Genomic DNA, 13,338 nt, shown 5'->3' with positions numbered 1-13,338 from the left:
GGAAGTTTAGCCGAGCGGCTCAGCCACTGCGCGCGGGATCGCGCTTGCGGAACATGTCCCAGACCAGCAGCCCGGCGCCGATCACGATGGCCGAGTCGGCCACGTTGAAGGCCGGCCAGTGGCACCAGCCGCATTCGCCGATATGGAAATCCAGGAAATCCACCACGTAACCGCGGTAGGCGCGGTCGATGACATTGCCCAGGGCCCCGCCCAGGATCAGCGCCAGGCCGACCGCCACCGGGGTTTCGCCCTGCGGGTGCCGGCGCAGCCAGATCAGGATGCCGATGCTGACCGCCACGCCCAGCGCGATGAAGAACAGCGGCGAGGCGCTGCTCAGCATGCTGAACGCGGCGCCGGTATTGCGCATGTGCGTGAGGTTGAACACCGGCAGCAGTCGCAGGGTTTCGTAGGGCTCCAGGTTGATGAACACCAGCTGCTTGGTGATCTGATCGATGACGATGACGGCCAGCGACAGCCATAGCCAGTGCACGTTGTGATACTTGATGGCCATAAGATTCCGGTTTTCCTCAGGCGTAGCGGCGTGTCTCGCCGCCGCCCGCCACGTTCTCGACGCAGCGGCCGCACAGCCTCGGGTGTGCCGCGTGGCGTCCGACGTCCGGACGATGATGCCAGCAACGGCCGCACTTCGCATGCGGGCTGGCCGTCGCGCGAATCCAGAGACCCTCGACGTCCGTGGGCTGTGCATCGTCCGGCGGCGACGCCGCCGGCAGCACACGCGCTTCCGAGGTGATCAGCGCAAAGCGCAGCTCGTCGCCCAGCGTCTGCAGGCCGGTCAGCATGCGTCCGTTGCAGTGCAGCTCGACCTCGGCATCGAGCGATGACCCGATCGTGCCGGCGGCCCGCAGCGCCTCCAGCACCTTCTTCACCGCCTCGCGCGCCTGCATCAGGCTGTCCCAGTCGGGCGCTATCGGCGCCTGCTGTGCCTGCGGGAATTCATACCAGGTCGTAAACAGCACCGATTCCGGTCTGTCCCCCGGCAGCGCCTGCCAGATTTCCTCGGCGGTAAAACTGAGAATCGGCGCCATCCAGCGCACCAGCCCCTCCGCCAGGTGGTACAGCGCGGTCTGCGCAGAACGTCGCGGCAAGCTGTCCCTGGGCGTGGTGTAGAGGCGGTCCTTGAGCACATCCAGGTAGAAGCCGCCGAGCTCCACCACGCAGAAGTTGTGCAGCCGGTGGTAAACCTGGTGGAACTCGTAGCGGTCGTAGGCCGCACACAGCTCGGCCTGCAGGGTCGCCGCCTGTTCCACCGCCCAGCGGTCCAGCGCCAGCATCTGCCCGACCGGCACTCGATGCCGGGCCGGATCGAAGCCGTCCAGGTTGCCGAGCAGGTAGCGCGCGGTGTTGCGGATGCGCCGGTAGGCATCGGCGATCCGCTTGAGCAGGTCCTCCGACACCATGATCTCGCCGCGATAGTCGGACGCGGCCACCCACAGCCGCAGCACGTCGGCGCCCATGCGCTGTACCACGGATTGCGGCGCGATCACGTTGCCGAGCGACTTGGACATCTTGCGCCCCTGCTCGTCCACGGTGAAGCCATGGGTGAGCACGCCCTTGTACGGCGCGCGGCCGTACATGGCCGCTGCCGTCAGCAGCGAGGACTGGAACCAGCCGCGGTGCTGGTCCGAGCCTTCCAGGTACAGGTCGGCAACGGCCTCGGTATCGTCCGGGCCATGCCGCAGCTCCGGCCGACGCGCGGGCACGCAGGCATGCACCACGCCGGAGTCGAACCACACATCGAGGATGTCGGTGGATTTCTCGTAGCCTGCGGCCTGTGCGCCCAGCAGTTCGGCGGGATCCAAGTCATGCCAGGCATCCAGCCCGCCCTGCTCCACGCGCTCGGCCACGGCACGCAGCAGGCGCGGTGATTCCGGGTGCGGTTCCTGGGTCGCCTTGTCGATGAACAGCGCGATGGGCACGCCCCAGCTGCGCTGGCGCGAGATGCACCAGTCCGGGCGTTCGGCCACCATCTCGCGGATACGGCGTTCGCCCCAGGCCGGCGTCCATTCGACCTGGCCGATGGCTTGGAGGGCGGACTGACGCAGGCCGGCCTGGTCCATGCCGATGAACCACTGCGGCGTGGCGCGGAAGATCAGCGGCGTCTTGTGGCGCCAGCAGTGCGGATAGCTGTGCTCGAGCGCCTGCTCGCAGACCAGCATGCCACGCTCGCGCAGGTGCGCCACGATCAGCGGGTTGGCCTTGAATACGTGCAGGCCGCCGAAGTGCTCGACCTCCGGCAGGAAACAGCCATTGCCGCCGACCGGGTTGTCCACCGGCAGGTGGTAGGCCTGGCCGACGGCGTAGTCCTCCTGGCCATGCGCCGGCGCAGTGTGCACGAGGCCGGTGCCGGTCTCGAGCGTGACGTGGTCGCCTGCCACCACCGGCACCTGGCGCGCGTAGAAGGGATGCTGCAGCTGCAAGCCCACCAGTGCCTCGCCGGCGCAGCGCGCCATGACCCGGTGCTGTGCCGCGCCGTAACGCCGCAGGGCGTCCTCCGCCAGCCGTTCGGCCAGCAGCAGCCGCTCCGGGCCACGGTCCAGCTCGCACTGCACGATGACGTAGTCCAGCTTCGGGTTCACCGCCACCGCGCGGTTGGCCGGCAGCGTCCAGGGCGTCGTGGTCCAGATCACCACGGACAGCGGCAGCGGCTCGTCGTCGTCCACCAGCCAGTCGCAGCGGCGCAGCAGGTCATGGCCGTCCACCACCGGGAAGCGCACGTCGATGGCCGGCGAGCGGCGATCCTGGTATTCCACCTCGGCCTCGGCCAGCGAGGAGCCACAGTCGATGCACCAGTGCACCGGCTTGTAGCCGCGGTGCAAATGGCCGCGCTCGATGATGCGCGCCAGCGCGCGCAGCTGATCGGCCTCGAAGCGGGCGTCCATGGTCAGGTAAGGCCGTTCCCAGTCACCGAGCACACCCAGGCGGATGAAGTCGGCGCGCTGGCGGTCGATCTGCTCGGCGGCGTAGTCGCGACAGGCCTTGCGGAAGGCCCTGGCGTCGAGCGTCTCGCCCAGCTTGCCAACCTTTTTCTCGACCTGCAGCTCGATCGGCAGGCCATGGCAGTCCCAGCCCGGCACATAGGGTGCATCGAACCCGCCCAGGGTCTTGGCCTTGACGATGATGTCCTTGAGCACCTTGTTGACGGCATGCCCGATGTGGATGTCGCCGTTGGCATAGGGCGGGCCGTCCAGCAGCACGAAGCGCGGCCGGCCCGCGCAGTGCTCGCGCAGGCGCTGGTAGCGGCGCGCGGCCTGCCAGTCCTGCACCCAGCGCGGCTCGCGCTCGGGCAGGTTGGCGCGCATCGGGAAATCCGTCTGCGGCAGGTTCAGCGTGTGCTTGTATTCGTTCGGGCTGTCCTGGGTCACGGCTTTGGGCTCACTGCACTTGTCTCTCTCGCTTGTGGTTCACACATTGGCCTGCAGCCAGGCTCGCGTCTGGGCGATATCGCACTGCATCTGCAGGCGCAGGCGGTCTAGGCTCTCGAAACGCTCCTCCGCGCGCAGGAAGTGCAAGAGGTGCACGCGGATCCGGCGCCCGTAGAGGTCACCGCTGAAATCCAGCAGGTGCGCCTCCAGCAGGCAGTCGCCACCCGGTACGGTCGGGCGCACGCCGACACTCACCACCGCCGGCTGCCCCGCGGCGCCGGGTATATCGACCCGCGCCGCATAAACGCCGTAGCGCAGCGCGCGCCGCTGCCGCAGTGGCAGGTTGGCGGTCGGCACGCCCAGCTGACGCCCGAGTCTCTGTCCCGCCGCCACGCGCCCGTCGATGCGGTAGGGCCGCCCCAGCAGCCGCGCCGCCTGCGCCAGGTCACCGGCCATCAGCGCCGCGCGGATGCGCGTGCTGCTGACCCGCTCGCCATCGAGGCAGAAGGCCGGCAGGTGCTCGACCGCGAAACCCTGCGCACGTCCGACCTGCTGCAGCAACGTGAAATCCCCGGCACGGCGATGGCCGAAGCGGAAATCATCGCCCACCGCCAGATGCTTCACGCCCAGCCCCTCGACCAGCACCCGCGTGATGAACGCCTGCGGGCTCAGGGCCGCGAAGCGCGCGTCGAAGCGCACGCACAGCACGCGCGCCACGCCGGTGGCGTCCAGATCCTCCAGCTTCTCGCGCAGGCTGGCGATGCGCGGCGGCGCCTGCTCGGGGGCGAAAAACTCCCGCGGCATCGGCTCGAAAATCATCACCGTGGACGGCAGGCCGTGCTGCCGAGCCTGCGCCTGCAGCTGGGCAAGGATGGCCTGATGGCCCCTGTGCACACCGTCGTAATTGCCGATGGTGGCGACACAACCGTGGTGACGCGCACGCAGGTTGTGCAGTCCCCGTATCAGCTCCATCGGTGGCGGGTCATCCCGGCAAGCGGTGCAAATTTTGCATTATAGCGGTCAATCAATGCCTTGGCGCGCTCAAGTCACGTGGCCTCAAGCCCGTCAGCATCAGCAGGCCGGCATAGGTGGCAAAACCCAGCGCGATCAGCTGCGCCAGGCGCCAGACGCGCTCGCGCAGCCCCCAGCCCTGCCACAGCGCCAGATCGCCGGCCAGCCACCACAGCAGGCCGCCCATCACGACGGCCGCAAGGGCCACTTGTGCGCCGAAGCGCAGCCAGTCACCGGCCGGTTGGTAGGCGCCGCTGCGGCGCAGACCGCGGAACAACAGGCCGGCATTGAGCAAGGCGCCGAGCGAGGTGGCGAGCGCCAGGCCGGCATGCGGCGCCACCCAGCCGGCTGCCTTCAGGCCCAGGCCGAAGCTCAGGCTCATGACCATGCCGATGGAGAGCGCGATCACCCCGTAGCGCACGGGCGTGCGCGTATCCTGGCGTGCGTAATACCCCGGCAGCAGCACCTTGACCAGGCTGAAGCTCAGCAGCCCGAGCGCGTAGGCCATCAGCGCGTAACGCGTCATCACCGTGTCCTGCGCGGTGAAGGACTTGTACTGGAACAGCGTGGCGACCATCGGCCCGGCCAGGACGAACAGCCCCACCGCAGCCGGCACCACGATCAGCAGCAGCAGGCGCAGCGCCCAGTCCAGCGTCTGGCTGAAGTGCGCGTGCGAGGCCTCCGCATGGCGCGCCGACAGCGCCGGCAGGATCACCGTGGCAATCGCCACACTGAAAATGCCGAGTGGGAACTCCATCAGGCGGTCGGCGTAGTACAGCCAGCTGACGCTGCCGGTGATCAGGGTCGAGGTGATGATGGTGTTGAGCAGGACGCTCAGCTGCGAGACCGAGGAGCCGAACAGCACCGGCAGCATCAGGCGCAGGATCTTGCGCACCCGGCTGTCGCGCCAGCCCCAGCGCGGCCGCGGCAGCATGCCGATGCGGCGCAGGAACGGGAACTGGAACGCCAGCTGCACCACACCGGCGACGAAAACGCCCAGCGCCAGCGCCACGACCGGCTGCTCGAACTGCGGCGCCAGCCACAGCGCCGCGCCGATCATGCACAGGTTCAGCAGCACCGGCGTGAAGGCCGGTATGGCGAAGCGGCTGTAGGTGTTGAGCACGCCACCGGCGAGTGCGGTCAGCGAAATGAACAGCAGATACGGAAACGTGATGCGCAGCAGCTCGACGCTCAGAGCGTACTTGCCGGGCTCCTGCAGGAAACCCGGCGCGAACAGCAGGATCAGCAGCGGCGCCGCCAGGATGCCGAGTGCGGTCAGGCCCAGCAGGATGCCGCCCAGTGTGCCGCTGGTCACGCCCACCAGCTCGCGGACCTCGGCCGCACTGCCCTTGGCCTTGGTCTCGCCCAGTACCGGCACGAAAGCCTGCGAGAAGGCGCCCTCGGCGAACATGCGCCGCAGGAAGTTCGGGATCTGGTAGGCGATCAGGAAGGCGTCCATGCCGGCCGTGGCGCCGAACAGCACCGCCATCAGCATGTCGCGGATGAAGCCGGTCAGCCGCGACAGGAAGGTCATCAGGCCGACGACCGAGGTGGATTTCAGGAGTGAGGGCATGGGATTTTTCTTGGGTCGCGGCATCATACCCCAGCGTCTGCGGTACCGGCAGACGCATTGACTTGGCGCGGCCAAGTCCAGATAATGCGCCGCTTTCAGGGGCTTAGACCCCGGTCCCGCGACCATCCCGTGCAGGAGTTTTGCCTTGGCCAACACCGCTCAAGCGCGCAAGCGCGCCCGTCAGTCCGAAGTGCGTCGCCAGCGCAACGCCAGCCAGCGTTCCGCCGTCCGCACCTACTTCAAGAATGCGCTGCAGGCCATCGCCAGCGGCGACAAGGCCAAGGCGCTGGAAGCCATCAAGCTGGCGGTCCCGGTCATCGACCGCTCCGCGCGCAAGGGCCTGATCGGCAAGAACACCGCCGCGCGCCAGAAGAGTCTGCTCAGCAAGCGCATGAAGACGATTTCTTAACTTACTGTCTGAGCTTATAAAAAGGCCGGCTTACGCCGGCCTTTGTATTTGCACGCCTGGCCTTCAGAGCAGCACCAGGTTGTCGCGGTGCACGAGTTCAGGTTCGGCGGCGTAGCCCAGCAGCTCGCTGATCTCGGCGCTGGAGCGGCCGCTGATGCGGATGGCCTCCTCGGCCGCGTAATTGACCAGCCCACGGGCGATCTCGCGGCCCTCGGGGTCCAGGCAGGCCACCAGGTCGCCGCGCTGGAAACGCCCCTCGACTCGCTGTACGCCGACCGGCAGCAGGCTCTTGCCGGCCTCGCGCAGGACCCGCGCCGCGCCGGCATCCAAGTGCAGCCGGCCGCGGACCTGCATCTGCCCGGCAATCCAGCGCTTGCGCGAGGCCAGCTTGGCCTCGCCCGGCAGCAGCAGGGTCCCGATGGCCTCTCCCGCCGCCAGCCGCGGCAGTACCTCGGGCTCGCGGCCGTGGGCAATGACCGTGGCCGCCCCCGAACGGGCCGCCTGCTCCGCCGCCGCCAGCTTGGTGCGCATACCGCCGCGGCCCAGCTCGCCCGCGCTGCCGCCCGCCATGGCCAGCAGGGCCGGGTCACCGGCGCGCCCGGTGCTGATCAGGCGTGCGCCGGGATTGGCGCGCGGGTCGGTCTCGTACAGGCCCTGCTGGTCGGTCAGGATGACCAGCACGTCGGCCTCCGTCAGGTTGACCGTGAGGGCGCCCAGGGTGTCGTTGTCGCCCAGGCGGATCTCGTCCGTGGCCACGGTGTCGTTCTCGTTGACCACCGGCACCACCTTCAGCCCCAGCAGGGTCTTCAAGGTCGTACGGGCGTTGAGATAGCGCTGGCGGTCGCGCACGTCCTCGTGCGTGAACAGCACCTGGGCAGTGCGCAGCCCGTGCTGCTGGAAGCGGCTCTCGTAGGCTTGCACCAGGCCCATCTGGCCGACCGCGGCGGCCGCCTGCAGCTCGTGCATGGTCTTGGGCCGCTGGCGCCAGCCCAGCCGCGACATGCCCTCGGCTACCGCCCCGGAGGACACCAGCACCACCTCGCGGCCCTGCGCGCAGAGGCTGGCGACCTGGGCCACCCAAGCGTCCATCATGGCCAGGTCGAGGCCACGGCCGTCGTTGGTCAGCAGCGAGCTGCCGATCTTCACCACCCAGCGCTGGGCCTTATGGAGCGGCGTCTTGTCCATCGGGGGTCTCATTTTCCTGTTCAGGCCGCCCGAGGGCTTCCAGGCGCGCCATGACATCCTGCATCAGCTGGTCCAGAGCGCGGCGCTGCAGGGCCGAGATCAGATATACGGGGCCCTGCCAGCCCAGCGCCCGCACCAGTTCCGAAACTCGAGCCTGGGCCTCATCCGGCGGCAGCAGGTCGGCCTTGTTGAACACCAGCCAGCGCTCGCGCCGGGAAAGTTCCTCGCTGAATTTCTCCAGCTCGGTCGGGATCTGGCGGATATTATCCAGCACGTCGCTGCCGTCCGCCGGACACAGGTCCACCACGTGCAGCAACAGGCGGGTGCGCTGCACATGCCGCAGGAAGCGCAGGCCCAGCCCTACCCCTTCGGACGCGCCCTCGATCAGTCCCGGCAGGTCCACCAGCGTGAAGCTGCGCAGCGGGCCGACCGACACCACCCCGACCTGCGGGTGCAGGGTGGTGAACGGATAGTCCGCGATGCGCGGGCGGGCGGCGGACACCGCCGCCAGCAGCGTGGACTTGCCGGCATTGGGCAGGCCCAGCAGGCCCACGTCGGCGATCAGCTTCAGTTCCAGCTGCAGGTCGCGCTTCTCGCCCGGCGTGCCGGCGGTGGCCTTGCGCGGGGCACGGTTGGTGCTGCTCTTGAAACGGGTGTTGCCGAGGCCGTGAAAACCGCCCTGGGCGACTTTCAGGCGCTGGCGCGGCCGGGTCAGGTCGCCGATCAGTTCGCGCGTGCCGGCGTCGTAGACGAGCGTGCCGACCGGCACCGGCACCACGCAGTCCGCACCGGAGGCGCCGGTACAGTCGCTGCCACGGCCGTTCTCGCCGCGACCGCCGCGGAACACGCGCGCGATGCGGAAATCCGCCAGGGTGTTGAGGTTGGGATCGGCCTCGAGCCAGACGCTGCCGCCATCGCCGCCGTCACCGCCATCCGGCCCGCCGAAGGGGATGAACTTCTCGCGCCGGAAGCTGACGCAGCCGTTGCCGCCATCGCCGGCCTCGACCCTGACCCTGGCCTCGTCTACGAATTTCATGGGGTGATTCTACGGCGCGCAAACGAAAAGGCCTCGCATCGCGAGGCCTTTGCGTGATTCCCAGGTAGCGTTCAGCCGGCCACGATGCTGACGACCTTGCGTGCCTTCGGGCCCTTGGTCTCGAACTTGACCGTGCCGTTCACCTTGGCGTACAGGGTGTGGTCCTTGCCCAGGCCGACGTTCACGCCGGGGTGGTACTGGGTGCCACGCTGGCGCACGATGATGTTGCCGGCCACGACGCTCTCGCCGCCGAAGCACTTGACGCCGAGGCGCTTGGAGATGGAATCGCGGCCGTTACGGGTACTGCCGCCTGCTTTTTTGTGTGCCATGGGAACTAGCCTCGGTTACTTCTTGCCGGCCTTGATGCCGGTGATCTTGATCTCGGTGTAGTACTGGCGGTGGCCCTGGTGCCGGCGGTAGTGCTTGCGGCGGCGCAGCTTGAAGATCTCCACCTTGTCCGCGCGACCCTGGCCCTCGACCGTGGCCGTGACCGTGCTGCCTTCGACATAGGGCGTGCCGATGCGGATGTCCTCGGCGCCGTCCGACAGCAGCAGGACCTGGTCGAACTCGAGCTTGCCGTCCTTGCCGGCCTCCAGCTTCTCGACCCGGAGGACGTCGCCCTCGGCGACGCGGTACTGCTTGCCTCCAGTCACAATCACGGCGTGCATCGACACATCTCCAGAAACGGTGGGGCCGTTAGGCCTTGAAAAGACGCGGCATTTTATAGACTTCGCCCTGCGGGGTCAATGAGAAAAATCGGATCGCGGAATGAGGCGGGCGCCGGCCTTTCTTGCCTTGACGCTGGCTGGCGCGGGCCCCTAGCATGGCGTCCACTTTTCCCGGGCCGTTCCATGTCCTTGCCACCCTTTCTCGGCCTGATCCGCGACGAGATGCAGGCCGTGGACCAGCTGATCCGTGAGCGCCTGCAGTCGGACGTGGTCCTGATCAACCAGCTCGGCCAGCACATCATCGGCAGCGGCGGCAAGCGCCTGCGCCCGGCCCTGGTGATTCTTTCGGCCCGCGCCGGCGACTATGCCGGTCAGCAGCACCTGCTGCTGGCGGCCGTGATCGAATTCATCCATACCGCCACCCTGCTGCATGACGACGTGGTGGACGCCTCGACCCTGCGCCGGGGCAGACAAACGGCCAATGCCCTGTGGGGCAACGAGGCCAGCGTCCTGACCGGGGACTTCCTCTACTCGCGCGCCTTCCAGCTGATGGTCGAGGCTGGCCAGATGCGCGTCATGCAGGTGCTGGCGGACACCACAAACGCCATCGCCGAAGGCGAAGTCCTGCAGCTGATGAACTGCCACGACCCCGACATCACCGAGGCGCGCTACTTGGAGGTCATCGAGCGCAAGACTGCAAGGCTGTTCGAAGCCGCCACGCGGCTGGGCGCCATCCTGGCCGGCCTGCCCGCCGCCTCGGAGGACGCGCTGGCCCGTTACGGGCTGCATGCCGGCCTGGCCTTCCAGCTGGTGGACGACGCGCTCGACTACAACTCCAGCGCAGCGGCGCTGGGCAAGAACATCGGCGACGACCTGGCGGAGGGCAAACCCACGCTGCCGCTGATCCACGTGCTGCGGACCGGCACGCCCGCCCAGATCGAACTGGTGCGCGATGCCGTGCGCAACGGCGGCCTCGAGCGCATCGAGGACGTTCTGCAAGCGATTGAATCGACTGGGGCGATCGCGTACACTGCCGCCCTCGCCAGGCGGGAGGCGGACAACGCCATCGCCGCCCTGGCCGACATTCCCGGTTCGGCCTACAAAGACGCGTTGATCCGCCTGGCGGAATTCTCGGTCAGCCGCAGCTTCTGAAGCGAGCGGAGTGTAGCTCAGCTTGGTAGAGCGCTTGGTTCGGGACCAAGAGGTCGCAGGTTCAAATCCTGTCACTCCGACCAGTCCGTCGCAAACTGAATCCCCGCACGCTTTGGCCCCTCGCGGACTTACGGGCAGGGTTCGTTCGGGCTCGGCACCGGAAGACAAGGTTCGATCGGCTCGATCGGCTCGATGCGCCGCAGACGGTCGATCACGCTCTCCAGGCCCGGATAGACGAACTCAAAGTCCACCGCCCAAGTCAGGAACACCGCCGGTGCCTCAGGCAATAACTGGGGCGCGAACGAATCCGACGCCACATAGGCATACTGCCCTGCCTTGACTCGCAGACTGCCACCCTGGTTGATGATTTCGATCTCGCCGTGATCCACGCGGACATAGAGGCCGGACTTGATGTTCGGTCCCGCCCAGCTGCAGTCGCCGCAATAAATCGACGTGTAGTCCGTGCCCCGGATGCCCATGGTTGCCACCGGCATCTTGGCCTGATAGGCCGCCGTATCGGTCTTGCCGATGAGACCAGTGAGGGTGCGCACGCCACCCTTCAGCAGTTCATATATGGCCTTGCCGGCGCCAGCCTTTGCTGGGCCACCTTCCGGAAACTGATAGGTTTCGATCCGGTAACTGGAATTGGGGCGTAAAACGAAATAGGAATCGTCCGCCAGGCGCCATTGCACGCGGCCATCAGACTCTGTAACCAAGGTGTCGCCCGCTTCGAGCAGCGCATCCTTCTCCGCCGGGATCCGGTCCGCGCCGCGCTGGATATAAACACCGCCATGTACAAAGTAGATACGACCGATGGCCGCCGTCGCGGTCTGGCTGAGACACAGCAGCGCCAGCAGCAAGCCCAGTTGCAGAACCTGACCAGGTACCCTTGGCATAAATCCCCCCGCCTGACTGCTTGGTCATATTTTCCCGAATATACACCCCTCGCCGCCCCTCGAACAGTCGTGCCGGCTGCAGCTGAGGGTCAATGGCCTGTTGCGGGCATGTGTCGGTCGTCAGCGCTGCCGTCGCGCACGCGGCGCGAACGGTGCGAACAGCTGTTGACCATGGCCATGACGATGACCAGCGTGGCTGCGTTGGCCGGGATCTGCAGATTGAAATCCACGGCGCTGTGAACGGCCAGTGCGGTCAGGGCCATCAGCGCTGCCAGTGCGACACCGGTTCTCAGCCGGTTGCGCCGGCTGGCGATCACCCTGAATGCATGTACGGTCGTTACCAGCGCGAGGCAGGCCAGCAGCAGCGCCCCAGGCAAGCCGACTTCGATCAGGAATTGCGCATAGTCGTTATGTGCGTGGTCCCAGTGCTGCTTGGGCATCGTGGCACGGAATGGGAGTATGGCAAGGCTGAAGGTGCCAAGCCCAGAGCCGGCCTGCCAGTGGGTCTCTATCGCTCGCATGAGCACCGGGAATATGTAGGCCCGCCCTTCCGTCGTCGCCTCCGTCCGCTCGATCCGTTCGACGACTTTCTCCAGACCGAACCACTGATTCACGATCACCAGGTCGATCACCAGGAAGCTGCCGAACACCGCCACGGCCTTCAGGAAGGCGCGCCGTTCACGGAGCAAGACGTACAGCAAGCCACACACAGCAAGGCTGGCGAAGAATGCGACGTTACCCATGCGCGAGCGCGTCAGAACCAGCGCGATCACCATAACGACCAGAAATGCCCGTACCAGGAACTTGCGGCTGAAAGCCAATTCGGTGATATCCCGGAGCCAGGTTTTCCAGTTTCGCGCGCCACCCGTCTTCAGGTCCGCGACCACCAGGCCAACACCGACGGCAGCGCAAATTTCCAGGTAACCGGCCAGGTGATTCCGGTTGATGAACGTGCCGGTTGCGTTGCCGAGATAGGCCGTTTTCTTCTCAAAGAAACCATACTCCAGGCCGGATAGCACCATGAGACTGCCATAGAGCGCCTGGATCAGACCCGAGACTACGATGGCCATGCCCAGCAGGCGCAGGCGCTGCCGGCTGGTCGCGGTAAGCAGCACGAGCAGATACAGACCGAAGTACGTGAAGCTTTCCAGCAGGTGCTGGTAGGTTTTCTCGGGTGCAATGCTCGGGGTCGTTGCCGTGGCAGCACCCGGCACCGGTAAAGGCATGAGCTGCCCTGCCACCCAACCCAGCCACAACAGCCAGATCAGCAGCACCCAGTGGTTGGCCCACAGCGCTCGCGGCACACGCGATTGTCCCGTCAGCGACAGCAGCGCCCAGAGAGCGAGTGCGGAGAAAGTCAGTATTCCCAGCAGCGCAACGGCCCAGGGTACATTCGAGCCGTAAGGCAGGGGCATCCACAACACGATGAGCAGCAGTGCCGCAAACGGCAACCGCGCCGCCAGCCGCAGGCCCTGGCCAGTTTCACTCATGCGGCAGATCCATGGAAAGACCGACACGCCGACACCACGCCTGGGTTCCGGGTCGTTGCGGCGTCGTATAACAGATCTGGCGTGCTGCCAGCGCACCCCGACACCAGGGCTCCAGCGCCGCTGTGCGTGTGCGGAATTCCCTGCAGAACAGCGTCTCACGGCGCATGCTCAGGACCGTACGCAGGAATGCCTGCGCATCGGTGGCAAGCACGAAATCAACGTCTCGGACCCAGGCGGCACGCTGGTCCGGCCTGCCCCATTCCCAGTATTGCAGGCCCAGCGTCGCATTGCGTGATCGCAGCCAGTAGCTTCGAGGAGCGAGCTGCTCGATACGTGCCAACGCAAAACTCAGCTCGTCATCCATCTGTCCCAGGCGCATCTTCAGGCGTGCATGGGCATGCCAGACGAAAGGGTCTGCCGCGCCATGCCTGAGTGCAAGGCGGCTCTGCTCGAGCGCGGTTTGCGGCTCGCCTGCCCGTTCCAGTACCGCAGCGGCAATGAGTCGTGGCCCGACCGCGAAAGGTGTCAACCGAAC

13 protein-coding genes and 1 tRNA gene are annotated in these 13,338 nt (G+C 66.9%); 3 read left to right on the top strand and 11 right to left on the bottom strand.

Annotated features, from left to right (window positions below):
• Nucleotides 1–19 precede the first annotated feature (19 nt).
• Genes lspA through murJ form a run of 4 tightly spaced genes read right to left on the bottom strand, consistent with a single transcriptional unit; the run spans nt 20 to nt 5,967 of the window.
• A complete protein-coding gene (gene lspA / locus VNJ47_04790) occupies nt 20–511 on the bottom strand; it encodes a signal peptidase II (protein HXG28149.1) in 492 nt (163 codons plus the stop codon).
• Between the two features lie 16 nt (nt 512–527).
• Nucleotides 528–3,383, bottom strand: coding sequence for an isoleucine--tRNA ligase (gene ileS / locus VNJ47_04785; protein ID HXG28148.1), 2,856 nt, complete (start codon nt 3,381–3,383; stop codon nt 528–530).
• A 39-nt stretch (nt 3,384–3,422) separates the two neighbouring features.
• Nucleotides 3,423–4,355, bottom strand: coding sequence for a bifunctional riboflavin kinase/FAD synthetase (ribF, locus tag VNJ47_04780; GenBank protein HXG28147.1), 933 nt, complete (start codon nt 4,353–4,355; stop codon nt 3,423–3,425).
• A 52-nt stretch (nt 4,356–4,407) separates the two neighbouring features.
• Complete coding sequence (murJ, locus tag VNJ47_04775; GenBank protein HXG28146.1) at nt 4,408–5,967, bottom strand: murein biosynthesis integral membrane protein MurJ; 1,560 nt, start codon at nt 5,965–5,967, stop codon at nt 4,408–4,410.
• 145 nt (nt 5,968–6,112) lie between these two features.
• Between murJ and rpsT the strand changes: the two genes are divergently transcribed.
• Nucleotides 6,113–6,376 carry a 30S ribosomal protein S20 gene (rpsT, locus tag VNJ47_04770; protein ID HXG28145.1) on the top strand — a complete coding sequence of 88 codons (264 nt, stop codon included), beginning with the start codon at nt 6,113–6,115 and terminating at the stop codon, nt 6,374–6,376.
• 63 nt (nt 6,377–6,439) lie between these two features.
• Here the strand turns inward: rpsT and proB are convergent, their stop codons facing one another.
• The 4 genes from proB to rplU form a co-directional block, all read right to left on the bottom strand.
• Nucleotides 6,440–7,561: a glutamate 5-kinase gene (proB, locus tag VNJ47_04765; GenBank protein HXG28144.1), complete on the bottom strand. Its 1,122-nt coding sequence runs from the start codon at nt 7,559–7,561 to the stop codon at nt 6,440–6,442.
• Entirely contained in the window at nt 7,539–8,597 is a 1,059-nt protein-coding gene (gene cgtA, locus VNJ47_04760) for an Obg family GTPase CgtA (protein ID HXG28143.1), read from the bottom strand. The genes proB and cgtA overlap by 23 nt, the downstream gene beginning before the upstream one ends.
• A 71-nt stretch (nt 8,598–8,668) precedes the next feature.
• The gene (rpmA, locus tag VNJ47_04755) at nt 8,669–8,926 is read right to left on the bottom strand and encodes a 50S ribosomal protein L27 (protein HXG28142.1); all 258 of its coding nucleotides are present in this window, start codon (nt 8,924–8,926) and stop codon (nt 8,669–8,671) included.
• Nucleotides 8,927–8,941: 15 nt separating this feature from the next.
• Nucleotides 8,942–9,265, bottom strand: a complete 324-nt coding sequence (gene rplU, locus VNJ47_04750; GenBank protein HXG28141.1) for a 50S ribosomal protein L21 — start codon at nt 9,263–9,265, stop codon at nt 8,942–8,944.
• Between the two features lie 183 nt (nt 9,266–9,448).
• Between rplU and VNJ47_04745 the strand changes: the two genes are divergently transcribed.
• Together VNJ47_04745 and VNJ47_04740 are read left to right on the top strand one after the other, a co-directional pair.
• Nucleotides 9,449–10,417, top strand: coding sequence for a polyprenyl synthetase family protein (locus VNJ47_04745; GenBank protein HXG28140.1), 969 nt, complete (start codon nt 9,449–9,451; stop codon nt 10,415–10,417).
• 6 nt (nt 10,418–10,423) lie between these two features.
• A tRNA-Pro gene (locus VNJ47_04740) sits at nt 10,424–10,500 on the top strand.
• 45 nt (nt 10,501–10,545) lie between these two features.
• Here VNJ47_04740 and VNJ47_04735 read toward each other — a convergent pair.
• The 3 genes from VNJ47_04735 to VNJ47_04725 all read right to left on the bottom strand — a co-directional run.
• A complete protein-coding gene (locus VNJ47_04735; GenBank protein HXG28139.1) occupies nt 10,546–11,277 on the bottom strand; it encodes a FecR family protein in 732 nt (243 codons plus the stop codon).
• A gap of 125 nt (nt 11,278–11,402) precedes the next feature.
• The gene (locus VNJ47_04730) at nt 11,403–12,803 is read right to left on the bottom strand and encodes an O-antigen ligase family protein (GenBank protein ID HXG28138.1); all 1,401 of its coding nucleotides are present in this window, start codon (nt 12,801–12,803) and stop codon (nt 11,403–11,405) included.
• The coding region (locus VNJ47_04725) for a hypothetical protein (protein ID HXG28137.1) at nt 12,796–13,338 on the bottom strand (543 nt) is incomplete at its 5' end. The genes VNJ47_04725 and VNJ47_04730, both read right to left, overlap by 8 nt.

The sequence above is a fragment of the Nevskiales bacterium genome (genome assembly GCA_035574475.1).
Classification (GTDB): domain Bacteria; phylum Pseudomonadota; class Gammaproteobacteria; order Nevskiales; family DATLYR01; genus DATLYR01.
This window is presented reverse-complemented; position numbering and strand designations above follow the sequence as displayed.

Coding starts and splice junctions, on each gene's coding strand:
- lspA (HXG28149.1), bottom strand. CDS start 511: ATGGCCATCAAGTATCACAACGTGCACTGGCTATGGCTGTCGCTGGCC.
- ribF (HXG28147.1), bottom strand. CDS start 4,355: ATGGAGCTGATACGGGGACTGCACAACCTGCGTGCGCGTCACCACGGT.
- murJ (HXG28146.1), bottom strand. CDS start 5,967: ATGCCCTCACTCCTGAAATCCACCTCGGTCGTCGGCCTGATGACCTTC.
- proB (HXG28144.1), bottom strand. CDS start 7,561: ATGGACAAGACGCCGCTCCATAAGGCCCAGCGCTGGGTGGTGAAGATC.
- cgtA (HXG28143.1), bottom strand. CDS start 8,597: ATGAAATTCGTAGACGAGGCCAGGGTCAGGGTCGAGGCCGGCGATGGC.
- rpmA (HXG28142.1), bottom strand. CDS start 8,926: ATGGCACACAAAAAAGCAGGCGGCAGTACCCGTAACGGCCGCGATTCC.
- rplU (HXG28141.1), bottom strand. CDS start 9,265: ATGCACGCCGTGATTGTGACTGGAGGCAAGCAGTACCGCGTCGCCGAG.
- VNJ47_04745 (HXG28140.1), top strand. CDS start 9,449: ATGTCCTTGCCACCCTTTCTCGGCCTGATCCGCGACGAGATGCAGGCC.
- VNJ47_04730 (HXG28138.1), bottom strand. CDS start 12,803: ATGAGTGAAACTGGCCAGGGCCTGCGGCTGGCGGCGCGGTTGCCGTTT.